The sequence below is a fragment of the Nocardioides glacieisoli genome (assembly GCF_004137245.1).
In the GTDB taxonomy this organism is placed as follows: Bacteria; Actinomycetota; Actinomycetes; order Propionibacteriales; family Nocardioidaceae; genus Nocardioides; species Nocardioides glacieisoli.
The window spans coordinates 290,006-306,457 of record NZ_SDWS01000004.1; the positions used below are offsets into that span (position 1 = coordinate 290,006).

General features: G+C 70.4%; 22 protein-coding genes. 3 read left to right on the plus strand and 19 right to left on the minus strand.

What is annotated here, in order from left to right; genetic code table 11:
• Nucleotides 1–96 precede the first annotated feature (96 nt).
• The 14 genes from EUA06_RS11190 to EUA06_RS11250 form a co-directional block, all read right to left on the minus strand.
• Nucleotides 97–306: a hypothetical protein gene (locus EUA06_RS11190; RefSeq protein ID WP_129475548.1), complete on the minus strand. Its 210-nt coding sequence runs from the start codon at nucleotides 304–306 to the stop codon at nucleotides 97–99.
• A complete protein-coding gene (locus EUA06_RS11195) occupies nucleotides 306–641 on the minus strand; it encodes a hypothetical protein (protein ID WP_129475550.1) in 336 nt (111 codons plus the stop codon). Before EUA06_RS11195 ends, EUA06_RS11190 begins: the two co-directional genes overlap by 1 nt.
• Entirely contained in the window at nucleotides 638–913 is a 276-nt protein-coding gene (locus EUA06_RS11200) for a hypothetical protein (RefSeq protein WP_129475552.1), read from the minus strand. The genes EUA06_RS11195 and EUA06_RS11200 overlap by 4 nt, the downstream gene beginning before the upstream one ends.
• Nucleotides 914–1,073: 160 nt before the next feature.
• A complete protein-coding gene (locus tag EUA06_RS22430) occupies nucleotides 1,074–1,217 on the minus strand; it encodes a hypothetical protein (protein WP_165354352.1) in 144 nt (47 codons plus the stop codon).
• Nucleotides 1,214–1,510 carry a WhiB family transcriptional regulator gene (locus EUA06_RS11205; RefSeq protein WP_129475554.1) on the minus strand — a complete coding sequence of 99 codons (297 nt, stop codon included), beginning with the start codon at nucleotides 1,508–1,510 and terminating at the stop codon, nucleotides 1,214–1,216. The genes EUA06_RS22430 and EUA06_RS11205 overlap by 4 nt, the downstream gene beginning before the upstream one ends.
• Nucleotides 1,507–1,734, minus strand: a complete 228-nt coding sequence (locus EUA06_RS11210; RefSeq protein ID WP_129475556.1) for a hypothetical protein — start codon at nucleotides 1,732–1,734, stop codon at nucleotides 1,507–1,509. Before EUA06_RS11210 ends, EUA06_RS11205 begins: the two co-directional genes overlap by 4 nt.
• A 577-nt stretch (nucleotides 1,735–2,311) precedes the next feature.
• Nucleotides 2,312–2,590, minus strand: coding sequence for a hypothetical protein (locus EUA06_RS11215; protein ID WP_129475558.1), 279 nt, complete (start codon nucleotides 2,588–2,590; stop codon nucleotides 2,312–2,314).
• Complete coding sequence (locus EUA06_RS11220; protein WP_129475560.1) at nucleotides 2,587–2,853, minus strand: hypothetical protein; 267 nt, start codon at nucleotides 2,851–2,853, stop codon at nucleotides 2,587–2,589. The genes EUA06_RS11215 and EUA06_RS11220 overlap by 4 nt, the downstream gene beginning before the upstream one ends.
• Nucleotides 2,854–3,114: 261 nt before the next feature.
• The gene (locus EUA06_RS11225; RefSeq protein ID WP_129475562.1) at nucleotides 3,115–3,306 is read right to left on the minus strand and encodes a hypothetical protein; all 192 of its coding nucleotides are present in this window, start codon (nucleotides 3,304–3,306) and stop codon (nucleotides 3,115–3,117) included.
• A gap of 109 nt (nucleotides 3,307–3,415) precedes the next feature.
• Nucleotides 3,416–3,709, minus strand: coding sequence for a hypothetical protein (locus tag EUA06_RS11230; RefSeq protein WP_129475564.1), 294 nt, complete (start codon nucleotides 3,707–3,709; stop codon nucleotides 3,416–3,418).
• 330 nt (nucleotides 3,710–4,039) lie between these two features.
• Nucleotides 4,040–4,951, minus strand: a complete 912-nt coding sequence (locus tag EUA06_RS11235) for a tyrosine-type recombinase/integrase (RefSeq protein WP_207208311.1) — start codon at nucleotides 4,949–4,951, stop codon at nucleotides 4,040–4,042.
• 122 nt (nucleotides 4,952–5,073) lie between these two features.
• Complete coding sequence (locus tag EUA06_RS11240; RefSeq protein ID WP_129475566.1) at nucleotides 5,074–6,600, minus strand: RNA polymerase sigma factor; 1,527 nt, start codon at nucleotides 6,598–6,600, stop codon at nucleotides 5,074–5,076.
• A gap of 94 nt (nucleotides 6,601–6,694) precedes the next feature.
• Nucleotides 6,695–7,261 (minus strand): HhH-GPD-type base excision DNA repair protein, encoded by a 567-nt coding sequence (locus EUA06_RS11245; RefSeq protein ID WP_129475568.1) that lies wholly within the window; start codon nucleotides 7,259–7,261, stop codon nucleotides 6,695–6,697.
• An 87-nt stretch (nucleotides 7,262–7,348) separates the two neighbouring features.
• Complete coding sequence (locus EUA06_RS11250) at nucleotides 7,349–7,747, minus strand: universal stress protein (protein ID WP_129475569.1); 399 nt, start codon at nucleotides 7,745–7,747, stop codon at nucleotides 7,349–7,351.
• A 125-nt stretch (nucleotides 7,748–7,872) separates the two neighbouring features.
• On the opposite strand from EUA06_RS11250, the gene EUA06_RS11255 reads away from it, so the two are divergent.
• On the plus strand, nucleotides 7,873–8,325 hold the full coding sequence (locus EUA06_RS11255; protein WP_129475571.1) for a hypothetical protein: 453 nt from the start codon (nucleotides 7,873–7,875) through the stop codon (nucleotides 8,323–8,325).
• Between the two features lie 6 nt (nucleotides 8,326–8,331).
• Here EUA06_RS11255 and EUA06_RS11260 read toward each other — a convergent pair whose 3' ends face one another.
• Nucleotides 8,332–9,795, minus strand: a complete 1,464-nt coding sequence (locus tag EUA06_RS11260; RefSeq protein WP_129475573.1) for a glutamate-cysteine ligase family protein — start codon at nucleotides 9,793–9,795, stop codon at nucleotides 8,332–8,334.
• A gap of 53 nt (nucleotides 9,796–9,848) precedes the next feature.
• Nucleotides 9,849–10,865 carry a DUF4192 domain-containing protein gene (locus tag EUA06_RS11265; protein WP_129475575.1) on the minus strand — a complete coding sequence of 339 codons (1,017 nt, stop codon included), beginning with the start codon at nucleotides 10,863–10,865 and terminating at the stop codon, nucleotides 9,849–9,851.
• Between the two features lie 150 nt (nucleotides 10,866–11,015).
• Between EUA06_RS11265 and EUA06_RS11270 the strand changes: the two genes are divergently transcribed.
• Nucleotides 11,016–12,317: a DNA polymerase IV gene (locus EUA06_RS11270; RefSeq protein ID WP_129475577.1), complete on the plus strand. Its 1,302-nt coding sequence runs from the start codon at nucleotides 11,016–11,018 to the stop codon at nucleotides 12,315–12,317.
• A 670-nt stretch (nucleotides 12,318–12,987) separates the two neighbouring features.
• Nucleotides 12,988–13,950, plus strand: a complete 963-nt coding sequence (locus tag EUA06_RS11275; RefSeq protein ID WP_129475579.1) for a sigma-70 family RNA polymerase sigma factor — start codon at nucleotides 12,988–12,990, stop codon at nucleotides 13,948–13,950.
• Between the two features lie 113 nt (nucleotides 13,951–14,063).
• On the opposite strand, the gene EUA06_RS11280 is transcribed toward EUA06_RS11275, so the two are convergent.
• From EUA06_RS11280 to EUA06_RS11290, 3 genes are read right to left on the minus strand one after another with little or no spacing between them, the layout of a single operon-like run.
• A complete protein-coding gene (locus tag EUA06_RS11280) occupies nucleotides 14,064–15,383 on the minus strand; it encodes a glycoside hydrolase family 3 N-terminal domain-containing protein (RefSeq protein ID WP_129475581.1) in 1,320 nt (439 codons plus the stop codon).
• A gap of 41 nt (nucleotides 15,384–15,424) precedes the next feature.
• A complete protein-coding gene (gene coaE / locus EUA06_RS11285; protein ID WP_129475583.1) occupies nucleotides 15,425–16,021 on the minus strand; it encodes a dephospho-CoA kinase in 597 nt (198 codons plus the stop codon).
• Nucleotides 16,018–16,437: a MarR family winged helix-turn-helix transcriptional regulator gene (locus EUA06_RS11290; protein WP_207208312.1), complete on the minus strand. Its 420-nt coding sequence runs from the start codon at nucleotides 16,435–16,437 to the stop codon at nucleotides 16,018–16,020. The genes coaE and EUA06_RS11290 overlap by 4 nt, the downstream gene beginning before the upstream one ends.
• Nucleotides 16,438–16,452: the final 15 nt, after the last annotated feature.

Genomic DNA, 16,452 nt, shown 5'->3' on the forward strand with positions numbered 1-16,452 from the left:
GGGAGAAAGGATGACCTCGCTCGCGGCCTTCGATCCTCTGTCCGAGCCCTTGCTGTCTCGGTGGGGTGACGTTGACGTCGGCGCGGCAGTCATGGGTCAGTCCTCCTGGTTCGCGGGCACTGCGTCAGTGACGCGGCGGCCGTCGAGCAGCGTGGGCTCAACATCGATGAGCACGGTGTCGCCCTCGGGTGTGCGCTGGCGTCGCAGTCCAATGGGCATCCGCGCGGTGTCGAGAGAGCCGTCGGGGTTGCGCGGCATGTGCGGGTAGTTGCCGTCTGGTCCGGGGTCAAGTGCGTCGGTGGTCATCAGGCGCTCGCCTCCCACTCGCCGGCATTGATCGCGGCACTGCGTCGGGTCTCGTAGTCGGCGACCTGCACGCGGCGCTGTCCGAACGCCAGTCGCTCGTAGGTCTCGCGCTGCTCCCGCTTGTCGCTGTCACGAAGTCGGAGCATCTGCTCGAGCTCGGGGTTGGGCTTGAACGTCTTTCGTCCCCAGCTCGCCACCTCGTCGCGCTGGCCTTGGGTGGGCGTCGGTGCGGGTGTGCTGGTCGGCGTGAGCTTGCCGGGGTCGCTGACCCATCCCTTGAGGCTGCGGTCGTAGAAGCCGCGTCCGGGCTGGTACTCGCCGTGCTGGTGCGTCATGAGTTGGTCCCTTCGTAGGTGTTGCTCGGGTGGTTGTGTCGCTTGGGGTCGATGCGGCCCTCGGTGGGTCGCAGGAGGCCGATGCCGTCATGCCAGGTGCGTCCGGTTGGTGCGAGTGCCCCGGTGGTCGGCCGGGCGGTGCCTGCGGGCGGGTGGTGTGCGCCGCAGTCGAGGCAGTGGGTTGTGGTGATGCCGGCCGCGGGGTGGTCGGTCACGTCCAGGCGGGCGGGGTCTTGGGGGCAGCCGGCAGCGTGAGTGAGTGGTGAGGTCATCGGTCGACCGCCGGCCGGTTGCGGGGGCGGTTCGCGCGCTCTTCTTCGTTGCGCTCTTGCCACCACGGACGACGGCGCGCGAACTCAAGGGAAAGACGCTGAATGAGGGCGTCGTTGGTGTGGGGTCGGCGGCGATTCGGGCCGTAGGTGTGTCGGGGCATCAGGCAGCCCGTCCTTCGTGATTGGGGCAGCTCCAGCCGCCCGAGGCGTTGAGGTTGTCCAGGTGGCGGCTGTCGAAGGTGCGGCCCTCCGGGCAGCCGGGGTGGCTACAGCCGACCCAGGCAAGTTGTTCGAGGTACTTCATGCGGCGCTCTCCTTACGCTTCGGGATGGGTGTGAAGTCCTGTCCGCCCCACACGCCCGCGGGCTCGCGCTGGGCGAGTGCGAAGGCGAGGCAGGCGGGTTGTGCTGGGCAGAAGCCGCAAGCTGCTGCGGCGTCCTGTCGCGCTGGCGGCGTAGCGTCGCTGCTCCACTGCTCGGGGCGCTGCTCGCAGACCGCGCGGCGGTTGTCGTCGCCCATGCGGTTGAGCACGTCAGCGAGGGCCAGGAACGCGTTGACCGCCTCAGGACGAACGCCGAATGACGCGGCGGTCCTCACGGGTTGGTCCTCTCGGTGGGCGGCGTGCTGTCCAGCACGGCGGCTGTCGTGCGGGTGATGTCGGCTAGGACTGCCTCGAGCACGTCGCGCGGGATGAGCAGGTCGTGCCCGTCGAGGTGGTCACGGGTCCGGGAGGCGAGGGCGTCGAGCTGGTGCCGCGTGCACCGACAGGCCGCCTGTGGTGCCGGTCGTCGGCTATCGAGGGAAACGATGGTGGCGGTCATGCGCTCTCCTGACGGTTGGTCGGGTGTCCCGCACAGTCCTCAGGGCACGCAACGTGCTCATGCCACTGACAGCCCTCGTGCTCGTTGCTGCCATCCACGCCCGCCAGTGACTGCGGGGAGTCGCCAACGGCGGGTGCCGGGCTGAGGCCGGTAGGCGTCCTATAGGGAAGGGGGGACGTGGTGTCCCCCCTTACGTGGAGGGCGTACAGGTCGTAAGGGGGGACAAATCGTCCAGTCGTAACCCGGTTGCTCATGTCCCCCCTTACGTCGAGGGCCTGCCATCCCGCGGGGCGTCCGAAAGTGCCCGGATGACGCTTGAACAGCCACCCCTTCGCGGCCAGGCGCTGCGCTGCCTTCTTGACGCTCTCGGGCGACGTGTGGAGGTGCCGCGCGAGGTAGTCGTAGTGCAGGGAGAACCGGCCTCTGGCGTCCATTCCGACGCTTCCTGCGCGGCGCTGCCCGTCGACGTGCTCGGCCGGCAACATGCTTGCCACGATGAGAAACACACGCTCGGCGTGTCCGAGGTCGGGGCTGCGAAGGGCGTTCACCATGAGCTGCTGACGCATGTCTGCCCGACTCACCACAGACCCTCCTGACGCATCGAGGGCGTGTTGGCCGACACCGTCTCCGTGAGGTCGAAGACGGCCTGGTCGGCGTTCTCCACGATGACGGGCACACGACGGGCCTCGAGCTGGTCGACGACGGCACTCGCTGCCCTGGTCGACGTCGCCCACGCCCCGCGGCGCTGGGTCCAGATCGGCGCACTGTCACCACAGGCTGCGAGGCGACGACGGGCCTCAGCCTTCGGGCCGACGACAAACGCCGTCCCGCGGTCGAACTCCACGCGCCACGTCATGCGGCACCCCTGGTCGCGTCGACTGTGTAGTTCTGCACGGTCGGCTGGTCGCCCCGGACCCAGTCCCAGAACTCAGCCTCGATCTCGGCCTTCGGCTGTCGTCGGTCGTAGTAGCGGGCACCGGTTCGGATGCGCGCGACGTACTCGGCGTCTTCCTCGCGCTTGTTGGCACGAGACAGAGCCATGACCTCCGTGCGCAACCGCTCCTCAAGCTCGTCACCATCGACGGCCCAGCACTCAGCAGCGCGCACGACAGCGGCCACCTTGGCGGGAGATCCCTCGGGCAGCGCAAGCCACTCAGGAGAGCCGTAGGACGGCGCATCCGGGGCAGCGGCAAGAAGGTGCCGCGCCCACTCCGTACGGGCGTTCACAACGGCCCCACGGTGTGCATCGGGCAGCCAAACCCAAGGCGCAGTTCGTCGATAGAAAACGAACCACAGCAGTGCGCGTCTACAATGGGAGCAGTCGCCAGCCAGCGAGCAACAGGGCCTCGAGTTTCGCCACTCGGGGCCGTTCGCATTTCGTCATGCAATGCGACCACCCCGCACGGCGTTGCGCACGGCCGACTCCCCAGTGGGGTCGGCGATGCCGTGCCAGTTGCGGAGCCACATGCTCCAGCCGTCCAACTCGGGGCCGTGGTCTAAGGCGTAGGCCAGGACGATCGCCCGCGCGGCCTTCCGGCGCAGCGGCACTCCCTTGGCTGCCGAGAGGGACACGAGCCCATCCGTCGTACGCCGCACAAGGGCAGGGTCGATCCCTAGTGCGCTGGTCCCCTTCTCGGTGGGACGGGCCGTCGTGCTGAGTGCGGGCTCGTGGCCCGTGGCGCTACCCGGCAAGGCGCTCACCCGCCTCGGTCAGCTCAGCCTCGGCCTGGTCCGCGGCCTCGGTCAGCTCACGAGCCTTGCGGCGTGACTGAGCACTCTTGAGGGCAAGGCGCGCGAAGTGGGCCTTGCGGAGGTGCGCGGCGCGGACGGGGTCGCCGTCGGCTGCGTCGAGGAACTTCTGATCGAGCGCAGCGCGCGCGGGGGCGGTGCGGGCCGTGCGGTTCTCGGTGTTGGCCCAGGACTCGTGGGCGGCGATGCTGGCAGAAAGCTGCCGTTCCGTGGCGGTGAGTGCCATCGCGGTTCCCTTTCGGAAATCACGAACGCCGAGCAAACAACCAATCCACGATGGTGGACTCTTGGTTGTTGCTCGGCGTGGGCAATCGCGCGCAGGCCGTTGGCTCGTCGGGTGTGACTACTCAGGGCATCGCGCCCTTTTCGCTTCCCGCTTCATTGCCGATCCGAGGGGGCTGAGCATCGCGCTCAGGCCGCAGGGACGCAGACTCGGTGTTCTCGAATGAATGGTTTGGCGGGCAGTGGTAACCCGCTAACGCTAGTCTGCCCCACTCGCTGCGGTGTGCGCAAGGGAATGCTCACACCGCTGTAGTTATTGGCAGATATTGCCCTATCAAAGCTCTCCGAGGTTCAAGGTTCGTGCCTCGTCGGCCGCTCGAGCGGATGCTTGAGCCTTGGTGTAGCGCATGAGCATGTCTGGTCGGGTCCAGCCGCCGACCGCCATCGCACCCGACTCGCTCCCCCCTGCGGACAGCCAGCGGTGCGCCCAGGTGTGCCGCATCTTGTGCGGATGGAAGCCGACGATGCCCGCGGCGTCGGCGCGTTCCCTCAGCGTCTTGTGGAGCGCGTCGTAGGTGAATCCCTTGCCCCGGTCCCCCAGCCAGAGAGCCGAGCGGTCAGCGAGCCTGTGGCCGCGCCTGAGCCGCAGGTAGCGGTCGAGCGCCAAGGCTGCCTCTGGTCCGACTGGGACGGTGCGGCCCTTGCCGCCCTTGCCCCGTCTGACGATCGCAGAGCCGCCCGAGAGGTCGAGGTCGTCCAGCTCGAGCGCGACCACCTCGCCAGCGCGCAGGCCGGCGTCGATCATCAGGCGCACGATCGCCTCGTCACGGCGGTAGCGCAACGCGACCTTCGGATCGGCGCCCTTGGGTGGCTGGCACGCCTTGAGCAGCGACCTGAGCTCGTCCTCAGTCATCGGCTCGATGATCCGCTCGTCGAGCTTGGGCGCCTTGACTCCGAGGAACGGATCGACGGCCAACTCCCCCTCGTCGGCGAGCCAGGACGAGAAGCGCCGCACGGCCAACTGGCGAGATCGGGCCGTAGAAGCCGCCGATCCCCCGTCGAGCAGTTGGGCCACCCAGAGGTTGAGCGCGGCCCGTGTGAACGGCTCTACGTCCCTCTCGGTGCACCACGCGAGGAACTGCCGCACGCCCTCGCCGTACGCCTTGAGGGTCTGAGGGCTCTTCCGCTCTGCACGCAAGGCCAGTTGCCACGACTCAGCAAGCAGTGCGGCGTCGGCCGTCGTCAAGGTCACGACACGCAGTCTAGCCTGATATCTGGACTAGAAGCGCTGTGCTGAGTTAGCGTGTCGCCAGAAGCACCCCAAAAGCGCTCCTGACCTGCACCGGAGCAACTTCCCGGACTGGAACCTCAGTCCAGGTAGTCGCGCAGGACCTGCGAGCGGCTCGGGTGGCGCAGCTTCGACATCGTCTTCGACTCGATCTGGCGGATCCGCTCGCGGGTCACGCCGTAGACCTTGCCGATCTCGTCGAGGGTCTTCGGCTGGCCGTCGGTGAGGCCGAAGCGCATCGAGACCACACCGGCCTCGCGCTCGGACAGCGTGTCGAGCACCGCGTGCAGCTGCTCCTGGAGGAGCGTGAACGACACGGCGTCGGCCGGGACGATCGCCTCGGAGTCCTCGATGAGGTCACCGAACTCGGAGTCGCCGTCCTCGCCGAGGGGCGTGTGGAGCGAGATCGGCTCGCGGCCGTACTTCTGGACCTCGATGACCTTCTCGGGGGTCATGTCGAGCTCCTTGGCCAGCTCCTCCGGCGTGGGCTCGCGGCCCAGGTCCTGGAGCATCTGGCGCTGGACGCGCGCGAGCTTGTTGATGACCTCGACCATGTGCACCGGGATGCGGATGGTGCGGGCCTGGTCGGCCATGGCGCGGGTGATCGCCTGACGGATCCACCAGGTCGCGTAGGTCGAGAACTTGTAGCCCTTGGTGTAGTCGAACTTCTCGACCGCGCGGATCAGGCCGAGGTTGCCCTCCTGGATCAAGTCGAGGAAGAGCATGCCGCGACCGGTGTAGCGCTTGGCGAGCGAGACGACGAGTCGCAGGTTGGCCTCGAGGAGGTGGTTCTTGGCGCGACGGCCGTCCTCCGAGATCCACTCGTACTCCTCGAGCATCTTCGGGCTGATCCGGCCGCCCTTGGCGAGCTTCTCCTCGGAGAACAGGCCGGCCTCGATCCGCTTGGCGAGCTCGACCTCCATCTCGGCGTTGAGGAGCGGCACCTTGCCGATCTGCTTGAGGTAGTCCTTGACCGGGTCGGCGGTGGCGCCGGCCACCATGACCTGCTGCTCGGGCTCGTCGGTCTCGTCGGCCGCGGAGACGGTGAAGGCCTGCTTCTCGTCTTCCTTGATCGTCGGGTCCTTGGCGACGTCCTTCTCGAAGACCTCGTCGGGGATGTCCGGGAGCAGCTTCTTGCCGTCGGGGCCGACTGCCGGCGTCGGGACGACCGCACCGAGGTCGACGGCCTCGTCGGCGGTCTTCTTCGCGGCGGTCTTCTTCGCGGCCGTCTTCTTGGCGGGAGCCTCCGCCGTCTTGCTGGCAGCAGCCTTCTTCGCCGGCGCCTTGGCAGCGGCGGTCTTCGTCGCGGTGGCCGCCTTCTTGGCAGGCGCCTTCTTCGCCGTCGACGTGGTGGCCGCGCGCTTGCTCGTCGCGGCAACGGCACGGAGGCCCGTCGCGTCGATCTGGACCGAGATGCCGAGGCCGCTCAGGTGCACCAGCAGCGCCTTCAGGTGACGGGGCTCGACACCGGCGTCGTCACTGGCACGTCGTACGTCCTCGGGGGACACGGTGCCCGTGGGGGTCGCGGCGGCGACCAGGGAGGTGATGGAGGGGTGCGTGAGCACCTCGGCGGGGAGCAACTTGCGTGCGTGTGAAGACACGAACACCTCTCGTCAAACGACTTCGGGGCGCGGCGAGGCCCGGTGACGTCAAGAGCCGCGTCGTCATTCTGCCACGGCTGACCTGAGGGACCGAACCGGGTCAGTCCGACCCGCGTGCCGCGGCCTTCTTGGCCTTCTTGAAGTCGCGCACCTTCTGCAGCGACTCGGCGTCGACGACGTCCGCGACCGAGCGGTGACCCTCGAGGGCGTAGTCACCGACGGCGGCCTCCCACCCCTCCGGTCGTACGTCGAGCTGCTTGGCCAGCAGCGCCACGAAGATCTGGGCCTTCTGCTTGCCGAAGCCCGGCAGGGACATCACGCGCTTCAGCAGGTCCTTGCCGTCTCTGGCCTCGGTCCACAGCCGCGAGGCGTCACCGCCGTAGGTCTCCTCCACGATCCGGGCGAGTTCCTGCAGGCGCGCGGCCATCGACCCCGGGAAGCGGTGGATGGCCGGCGGCGTGGACGCCATCGCTGCGAACTGCTCGGGGTCTGCGGACGCGATCGCGTCGGGGGCGAACGTGCCGAACCGGTCGACCACCTTCGCCGGGCCGCGGAAGGCGTGCTCCATCGGGTACTGCTGGTCGAGCATCATCCCGGCCAGCAGCGCGAAGCTGGAGTCGTCGAGAACCTTGTCGGCGGCCGGGTCGCCGGTGATCTGGAAGCCCATGCGCCCATCATCGCGCACCCAGCCGCAACGTCATACGGAGAGAGCAAGCGGATGCCCCGTCCGTATGACGTCCGGGGTCGCGCGTGACTAGGCCTTGACCGCCAGGACGGGGCAGGGGGCGTCGAGGAGGACGCGCTGGGCGTTGCTGCCGAGGATGAGCTTGCCGACGGGCGAGCGGCGGCGCAGGCCGATCACGAGGAGCTCGGCGTTGTTGGCCTCGGCGATGCTGATCAGGTCCTCGGCAGGCTCGAAGCCGCGCACGAGCTGGCGGATGTCGTGCTCGACACCGGCCTCCTCGAGGCGGGTCTTGATGCCCGCCATGTCGTCCTCGGCCGCCTGGGCCTTGGTCCGGTCGAACTCCTGGCCACCCCGGTGGGAATTCACCACGACGAGCTTGCTGCCCCGCAGCTTCGCCTCGTTGATGCCGGCAGCGAGGGCGGCTTCGCCCTCCGGCTTGGGGACGTATCCGACGACGACGGTGCCCATGGTGTCTCCTCTCGAGGGCCACCGCGCGTCGCGGTCGGCCTGTGGGCACCGTAACGGAAACGAGCGGGGTTGGGCAGCCTGTGGAGAGCCGCACCGCAGCGTCGTACCTCCGGCAGGGTGAGGCCATGCCCCACCTCGCGGCACCGCACCTCGCCCTGCGCGCACCCATCGACCGGCACACCCACGTCGCGCTGCGCTCCGCCGTGCTCGAGCTCGTCGAGGGCGAGCACCGCCGTCGCTTCCCTGCCGCCCTGCACGCGGGAGTGCCGGGTCGCAGCGTCGTCCACCTCGAGGACCCTCCACTCGCCGACGCGGGGGCGCGAGCGGACCTCGTGCTCGCCCTCGTCGTCCGGGCCAGGGCGATGGTGCCGCGACCGGTCGTCTGGCTGACCCGGCCCGGCGAGCTCAGCACGCACGACGACGACCTCCTGTGGCTGGGACCGGTCGCCTGGGCGTGCAGCAGCATCGGAGAGCCGGTCGGGCTGGTCGTGGTGACGCGTCGCGGGTGGTTCGACCCGGTCAGCGGCGTACGGCGTGAGTGGCGCCGGCTGCGTCCGCGTCACCGGCCGGCGTCGTGAGGCGCCTCAGTCCCAGAGGTGCACCGGCTCGTTGCTGTGCATCCGCTCGCGGTACTCGAGGAGCGTGGCGCGCAGCGCGTCGAAGCGATCCTCTCCCCCACGCTCGCGCACCCGCTCGACGAACCACGCGGCGCCGCTGGTCCCGGCCTGGCAGCGCTGCTCGATGATCCCGAGGTAGCGGTCGCTCTCCTCGGCCGGCACGCCCCACGAGTCGAGCCCGGCGCGCGCCATCGGCAGCAGTCGGCGCAGCACCAGCTCGGTGGCGCGGACCTGGCCGATACCCGGCCAGTAGATCTGCGCGTCGACGCCCATCTGGGCGGCGACCTGGAAGTTCTCCTCGGCCGCGGAGAACGACATCTGCGACCACAGGGGCCGCTCGCTCTCGGCGAGGAACCGGATCAGGCCGAACCACAGGGCGGCGTTGGCGATGGTGTCGGCGACGGTCGGGCCGGCCGCGAGGAGCCGGTTCTCCACCCGCAGGTGGGGCATGCCGTCGGCGATGTCGTAGACGGGGCGGTTCCAGCGGTAGATCGTGCCGTTGTGGAGGCGCAGCTCGTGGAGCGCGGGCGTGCCACCGGACTCGAGCACCTCGAGCGGGTCCTCCTCGTCGGTGACCGGGAGGAGGGCCGGGAAGTAGCGGACGTTCTCCTCGAAGAGGTCGAAGACCGAGGTGATCCACCGCTCGCCGAACCACACCCGCGGTCGGACGCCCTGCGCCTTGAGCTCCTCGCTGCGGGTGTCGGTCGCCTGCTCGAAGAGCGGGATGCGCGTCTCGCGCCACAGCTCCTTGCCGAGCAGGAAGGGCGAGTTCGCCGACACCGCGAGCTGGACGCCCGCGATCGCCTGGGCGGCGTTCCAGTAGTCAGCGAACTGGTCGGGCGAGGTCTGCACGTGGAACTGGGTGCTGGTGCACGCGGCCTCGGGGACGATCGAGTCCGCGGTCGTGGTGAGGCGCTCGCGACCCGAGATGCTGATCGTGATGTCCTCGCCGCGGGCGGCGAGGATCTGCTCGGACAGCAGCTTGTAGCGCGGGTTGGCGCTGAGGCTCGAGGGATCCATGTGTCCCTCGGCGAGAGTCGGCAGGATGCCGATCATCACCTGGTGGGCGCCGACCTTGGCGGCCTTCTCCTCGGCGTCGTTGAGCGAGCGGCGCAGGCTCTCCTCGAACGTCGTCAGCCCGCCGTCGCGCAGCTTCGCCGGCGCGAGGTTGATCTCGATGTTGAACTGGCCGAGCTCCGTCTGGAAGTCGGGGTCGGCGATCGCCTCGAGCACCTCGGCGTTCTTCAGCGCCGGGTCGCCGACGTCGTCGATGAGGTTGAGCTCCATCTCCAGCCCGGTCATCGGGTCGTCGGTGTCGAAACGCGCCTCACGGAGCATCCGGGCGAACACGTCGAGGTTGCGACGCACCTTCTCCCGGTGGCGCGTCCGGTCCGCCCTGCTGAACTCCTGCTGGTCGACCTCTTCTCCCATGTCCGCACCCTAGTCACCCCCCACGTCGGCGGGAACCGTCCCGAAGGGCGGTCTCACGCCGCCGGATCGGACGTCCGGCACGAGGACGAGCCGAGCCGTGGACGCAGCTCCTCCCAGAGGTCGGGCGAGGTCGCCGAGTCGAGCAGCTGGGCGACCAGCGACGCGAGCGAGTGCGTCGGATCGGCCTCGCGGCACCGGTCGACCGCGCACCAGGCGAGGGCGCCGTCGCCGACGAGCCAGGCGACGAACGCCAGCACCGCCGCCGGCCCCGCGACGTGGCTCGTCGGCAGGCGCCGTACGGCGTCCGACCACAGGTCGACGGCCCGTCGGGCGTCGGCGCGATCGAGCCACGTCCACGCCTCGTCGCGCAGGTCACCTCGCGGGAGCGACACCGCGACGGCTGCCAGCTCCGTCGGCGTGAAGGTCGACCCCGCCGTGCCCTGGTGGCCGCGCACCAACGTCGCCAGGCACCCGGTCGGCAGGGCGGTCGCCCCTGCGAGGAGGGGCTCGAGGGTGCGGGCCGCGTCGTGGTCCTGGTCGATGGTCGCGCGCAGCGCCTCGCGGCTGGCGTGGGTGACCCGGCCGTCGAAGACGCCCTGGGCGGTGAAGGCGTGCTCGGCGAGCACGAACGGCACCCCCCGGTAGGCGGCGAGCGGCGCGCCGGGGAGGACGGCGTACCAGTGGTCGTCGTGGACGCGCAGCACCTCGCGCACGCTGATGCCCGCGGCGGTGAGCTCCTCGTGGAGCGCCCACGCGGCCTCGTCGGCGACGGTCGTGTCGTCGTCGTAGACCATCACGACCACCTCGCGGACGCCGTTGCTGCGCGCGGGTCGCAGCAGCGCCTCGACCACGTCGTCGACGTCGTCAGGGTCGTGGGGCAGGTCGACGCGGGCGTGCATGCCGCCCGGGGAGCCGACGCTGATCATCACCACCGACCGCTCGGGCACGAACCCGAGGGCCAGCGGGACGAAGGCAGCGAGGTCGTCGGGGGTGCGTGCCCGGAGCCGGGTCGCGGGAGCAGCGGTGGTCGAGGTGGGTTCGGGTGAGCGTCGGGGTGAGGTGGAGTCCATGACGAGGACGCTTCCCGCGGCCACCGACGTCCCACGCCCCTAGCGCCGACCCCCTGTGGAGAAGCCGCTCCCCACGCGACCTGTGGACGCTTGATGGCCCGTTCGTCGGCCCGCAACGGCACGCGACCGTCCGACTGAGAGGATGGAGCGGTGCGTGCGACCGCGTCGATCCTCCACCTCGACCTGGACGCCTTCTTCGCCGCCGTCGAGCAGCGCGACAAGCCGTCACTGCGGGGCAAGCCGGTCATCGTCGGGGGAACCGGGGGTCGCGGCGTGGTGTCCACCGCGTCGTACGAAGCCAGGAAGTTCGGCGTCGGGTCGGCGATGTCGGGCCGGGAGGCGCGGGCCCGGTGCCCGCACGCGGCCTTCCTGAGCGGCCGGTTCCACGCCTACCGCGAGACGAGCAAGCTGGTGATGCAGGCGCTGCGCGACCTGTCCCCGCTCGTCGAGCCGCTCTCGCTCGACGAGGCCTTCGTCGACCTGGCGGCCGCCGGGCTGGACGACCTCGACGTCGCGACGGTGACCGAGGTCGGGACGGAGCTGCGCCGCCGGGTGCACGAGGTCACGGGCGGACTCACCGCGACCGTCGGGATCGCCTCGTCCAAGTTCCTCGCCAAGGTCGCGAGCGAGCTCGACAAGCCCGACGGGATGACGGTCGTGCCGCCGGGCAGCGAGCTCGAGCTGCTGCGGCCGATGGACGTCAAGGTGATCCCCGGCGTCGGCCCGGCGACCAGGGAACGGCTCCGCCGGGCCGGGATCCACACCATCGCCGAGCTTGAGCTGGTCAGCGAGGACGAGCTCGTCAGCCTGCTGGGCCAGGCACAGGGGCACGGGTTGTGGCGGCTCGCCCGCGCGCAGGACTCCCGCCCCGTCGTCGCCGAGCGCGAGGCGAAGTCGATCAGCGTCGAGGGCACCTACGACGCCGACCTCAACGACCGCAAGCTGATGGCGGGCCTGCTCACCCGCCAGGCCAAGGAGGTCGGCACCCGGATGCGCAAGAACGGCTTCTCCGGGCGCACCGTGTCGATCAAGGTGCGGCTGCACGACTTCACGACCCTGAGCCGCTCCAGCACGCTGTCCAGCCCCACCGACGACGGCACCACGATCGCCCGGATCGCCCGCGCGCTCCTCGGCGACCTCGACACCACCGGCGGCGTCCGCCTCCTCGGCGTCGGCGTCTCGGGGCTGGCGGACTGGGTGCAGGAGGACCTCTTCGGCGACGCACCTGACGAGGAGGAGGTGGAGGTCACCCTCCCCGAGCCGCCGCGCCGCTCCTGGCCGCCCGGCGCCGATGTCGTGCACGACGAGATGGGGCCGGGCTGGGTGTGGGGGTCGGGGTCCGGCGTGGTCACCGTCCGCTTCGAGACCGCCGAGACGCCACCCGGACCGGTTCGCAGCTTCCGGATGGACGACCCTGCCCTCCACCGCTGGGAGCCTCCGCCGGAGGAGTAAGCCTCAGGTCGTCTGCAGCACCACGGGCCCCCGGACGACACCCGTTGTTCACTGGGCCCGACTTGCACCGCGCCCGGTCGAGCGGGCAGCCTAGCGGCGCAAATGTGGTGAGGGGCTCCAGATGGTATGAGCATCAGGAGCCCCTCGGTTTGCCCGGGATGGTGACGTCCGAGCCACCGCACCGGCGTCCGGCTCCCACAGTCCCCGTCACCGGGCCTGCGCGGCGAGCAAGTCGCCGGGTGGAGCTGTTCTTCCGATCCGATCCCCGGCCCCGCCGAAGCGGTTCCGGTAGGGAGAGTTCTATGTCCCCCGGGGATCTGGCCGCAAGGGTTTCGTCGACAAACTTCGGGTCCCACAGGGTTCCCCACAGAAGTCGTGCCGTGCTCCACAGGCAACGCGTCGTTCGTGCACAGGTTCTCCACCGACACGACCAGGGCGCCGAGGTCCACCCCTCGGACCATGCCTGCATGCCCCCACCGCTTGAGGGGAACCCCCTGAGAAGTCCCTGAGAGTTGGCGGATCGTGCAACTCCTCGGGTCACTGGCTCGTCATGGCAGGTGAAGGCACCGAAATCCGCCAACTGAAATCCGCAAGGGAATCTCGCAACGGACACGGGTGTTGGACCAGATGTGCGACACGGGGTGATCGCACGAGAAGCAGGAGGACGGACATGAGCACTGCACAGGCCAAGCGCACCAGCACCACCCGTGAGATCGAGGGCCGCGACAGCGTCGGGCTCTACCTGGACGAGATCGCCCGCACCCCGCTGCTCGACGCCGAGACCGAGGTCGAGCTCTCCAAGACCATCGAGGCAGGCCTGCTGGCCCAGCACCTGCTCGACACCGGCCGCATCGGCCGCCGCAAGGGCGGTGCTCCGATGACCGCCAACGAGGAGGAGCTCGAGTGGCTCGCCGAGCAGGGTCGGCTCGCCGTCGACCGGTTCATCGAGGCCAACCTCCGGCTCGTGGTGTCCATCGCCCGCAAGTACGGCCGCTCCCAGATGCCGATGCTCGACCTGATCCAGGAGGGCAACACCGGCCTGATCCGTGCGGTCGAGAAGTTCGACTACACCAAGGGCTACAAGTTCTCGACCTACGCCACGTGGTGGGTCCGGCAGGCGATCACGCGCGGCATCGCGCAGCAGGCCCGCGTCGTACGCCTCCCCGTGCACGTGGTCGAGGAGCTCAACCAGGTCGGCAGCGCGCGTCGCACGCTCGAGCGCCAGCTCGGCCGCGATCCGGAGCCGCACGAGATCGCCACCGAGCTCGGCATGGACATCGACCGGGTCCTCGACCTGATGAGCTGGGGCCGCGAGCACGTCTCGCTGGACACCCCGGTCGACGAGGACGGCGACACCTCGCTGGGTGACCTGATGGCCCAGGAGACCGCTCCCGGTCCGGACCTCAACTTCCTCGACGCCGAGGCCAAGCAGCGGCTCGAGGACCTGGTCGGGATCCTCGACCCGCGGTCCGCCGACATCGTCCGGGCCCGCTACGGCCTGGCCGACGGCCGCCAGCACAAGCTCGCCGACATCGGTGCCCGCCACGGCATCTCCGCCGAGCGGGTCCGCCAGCTCGAGCGGGAGGCCCTCCAAAAGCTGCGCCGCGCCGGAGACCCCGACCTCGCAGCCTGATAGCACGCACCTGGCAGCGTTCTCGGCGCTCGACGACCCGCTCCGCTCCAAGGTCGCCTTCGCTTCTCGGCCTTGCCAGGCACGCACTCTCAGGCCGCGACCAGCCTGATTGATCAGTACGCCGCGGACTCCAGGTCCGCGCTCGCGGCCCGTGCCTTCTCGACCACGTCAGGGGGCACGGGCCGTTCTGCTGCCAGCCGGGCCTGCCACATCTGGACGGCGACGACGCGGGCGGCGGCCTCCTCGACGCGCTCGCGGGAGACGGCGCCCGACGTGATCGCGTCCACCACGATCTGGTGGGTGACTGCGGTGTCGACCGGCATCAGCAGCAGGTCGGCGCCGGCCTCGAGCGCCTGCAGTGCCGGGGTCGGCCGTCCACCGACCGCGCCCATGCCGAGGGAGTCGGTGATCGTCACGCCCTCGAAGCCGAGGTCGTCGCGGAGCAGGTCGTACACCTCGGGTGCCATGCTCGCGGGCACGTCGGGGGCGATCGAGGTCAGGTCGAGGTGGCTCATCATCACGGCGGGCGCTGCGTTGACGATCGCCGAGGCGAAGGGCGGCAGGTCGTGCGCCTCGATCTCGGCGAGCGTCGAGCCGACGACCGGCAGCGTGTCGTGGCTGTCGCTGGTGGCGGTGCCGTGGCCCGGGAAGTGCTTGACGGTCGAGACGATGCCCGCGTCGTCGTAGCCCTTGATCGCCGCGCCGATCGCCGCGGCGGCGACGTTCGGGTCCTCGGACGGCGACCGTGCGCCGATGGTGGGGTCGGCCGCACCGATGGTGACGTCGGCGACCGGCGCGAAGACCCAGGTGAAGCCGAGGCCGCGCAGCTCGAGCCCGGTCGTCAGGGCCGCCTCGCGGATCACCCGTCGGCCGAGGCGGGGGTCGGCCTGGATCGCGAGGCCGGCGGTCTGGAAGTGCGGGAACTCGGTGGCGATGCCGCGCAGGTGGGAGACGTAGCCGCCCTCCTGGTCGACGCCGATCACCGGGGGGAAGTCGCGACCGTCCGCGGCGGCCGCGTCGGCCAGTGCGGAGGTCATGGCAAGCACCTGGTCGCGGTCCACGACATTGGCGGTGGTGACCGAGACGCCGGCGAGGTGCAGGTCGCGCACCATCGCTGCCGGCTCGGCGGGGTCGCTGCCGTGGAAGCGCCCGACGATCACGCCGCCGGCGAGCTGCTCGGGCGTCCAGCCGCTGACGAGCTCCTGCGCCTCCTCGAGCTCGCCGATCGTCGGCCCCCACGAGGTCGGGGTGTCAGGGTCCTCGGGCGTCTCCGAGGCTGTCGGCGTCTCCGCAGGAGCAGTGGACTCCGACGGGGTCGCCGTCGAGGTCGCGGGCGAGGCGTCACCGGAGGGTTCCGCCCCGAGGCCGGCGCAGCCGCTGACCAGCAGGGCTCCGGCGGCGATCACGGCCAGGCGGGGACGGATCGAGGACACGTCCGGGACGTTACCGGCCGCACCCCGGCGAGGAAGAAACGTCAGGCGCGCGCCGCGAGGACGGCGTAGATCTCCTCCACGCGGGCACGGAGGTCGGAGAGGGTCCCGGTGTTCTCGATCACGTGGGTGGCGATGGCCAGCCGGTCCTCCCGCGTCGCCTGGGCAGCGATCCGGGACTCGGCGTCCTCGCGGGTCCACCCGCGGTCCTCCACCATCCGGGAGACCTGCAGGTCGGCCGGCGCATCCACCACGATCACCTCGTCGAACGACCCGGCGCGTCCGACCTCGGCGAGCAGCGGGATGTCGTGCACGACGACGGCGTGGTCGCCCGCCTCTGCCTCGAGCTCGGCGCTCCGGGCGTGCACCAGCGGGTGGATGATCGCCTCGAGCCGCTTGCGTTCGGCCGCGTCACCGAACACCAGCGCGCCCATGGCGGGCCGGTCGAGGTCCCCCTCGGACGTGAGCAGCTCCGGCCCGAACTCCGCGACCACCGCGTCGAGCCCGGGGGTGCCCCGCGCCACCACCTCGCGCGCAATCAGGTCGGCGTCGATCACGACCGCCCCCAGCTCGGCGAGGATCGCCGACACGCTGCTCTTGCCGGAGGCGATGCCGCCGGTCAGGCCCACACGAACGGTCACTGGCGCTCCCCCACGACGACGGTCAGGATCTCGTGGAGCGTACGACGCTGCGCATCCGTGAGCACGTCCAGCACCCGCTCCGACGCGAGACGTCGTACTCCCTCGATCCGCTCGACCAGCTCGCGACCGTCAGTGGTGAGACTCAGCACGGTCGCCCGGCGGTCGCTCGGGTCGGCCGCTCGCGAGACCCACCCGCGCGCCTCCAGCCCGTCGACCACGTCGGTGGCCGAGCGCGGAGCGATCCGCAGCTCGTCGGCGAGGGCCGAGGGCCGCATCCCCTCGTCGCGTGACGACAGCACCCGCAGGGCCCGGGCCTGGGAGGGCGTGACGTCCCATTCGGCGAGCGACTCCGCGTGCTCGCGCCGCACGCGCCGCGCCAGCGCCATCACCAGGTCGCCGGTCGGGTGCTCGGCCACGGGAATACCTCCGCT

Coding starts and splice junctions, on each gene's coding strand:
- EUA06_RS11230 (WP_129475564.1), bottom strand. CDS start 3,709: ATGGCACTCACCGCCACGGAACGGCAGCTTTCTGCCAGCATCGCCGCC.
- EUA06_RS11190 (WP_129475548.1), bottom strand. CDS start 306: ATGACCACCGACGCACTTGACCCCGGACCAGACGGCAACTACCCGCAC.
- EUA06_RS11265 (WP_129475575.1), bottom strand. CDS start 10,865: ATGGACTCCACCTCACCCCGACGCTCACCCGAACCCACCTCGACCACC.
- EUA06_RS11210 (WP_129475556.1), bottom strand. CDS start 1,734: ATGACCGCCACCATCGTTTCCCTCGATAGCCGACGACCGGCACCACAG.
- EUA06_RS11245 (WP_129475568.1), bottom strand. CDS start 7,261: ATGGGCTTCCAGATCACCGGCGACCCGGCCGCCGACAAGGTTCTCGAC.
- EUA06_RS11195 (WP_129475550.1), bottom strand. CDS start 641: ATGACGCACCAGCACGGCGAGTACCAGCCCGGACGCGGCTTCTACGAC.
- EUA06_RS11255 (WP_129475571.1), top strand. CDS start 7,873: ATGCCCCACCTCGCGGCACCGCACCTCGCCCTGCGCGCACCCATCGAC.
- EUA06_RS22430 (WP_165354352.1), bottom strand. CDS start 1,217: ATGAAGTACCTCGAACAACTTGCCTGGGTCGGCTGTAGCCACCCCGGC.
- EUA06_RS11215 (WP_129475558.1), bottom strand. CDS start 2,590: ATGACGTGGCGCGTGGAGTTCGACCGCGGGACGGCGTTTGTCGTCGGC.
- EUA06_RS11275 (WP_129475579.1), top strand. CDS start 12,988: ATGAGCACTGCACAGGCCAAGCGCACCAGCACCACCCGTGAGATCGAG.
- EUA06_RS11250 (WP_129475569.1), bottom strand. CDS start 7,747: ATGGGCACCGTCGTCGTCGGATACGTCCCCAAGCCGGAGGGCGAAGCC.
- EUA06_RS11200 (WP_129475552.1), bottom strand. CDS start 913: ATGACCTCACCACTCACTCACGCTGCCGGCTGCCCCCAAGACCCCGCC.
- EUA06_RS11260 (WP_129475573.1), bottom strand. CDS start 9,795: ATGGGAGAAGAGGTCGACCAGCAGGAGTTCAGCAGGGCGGACCGGACG.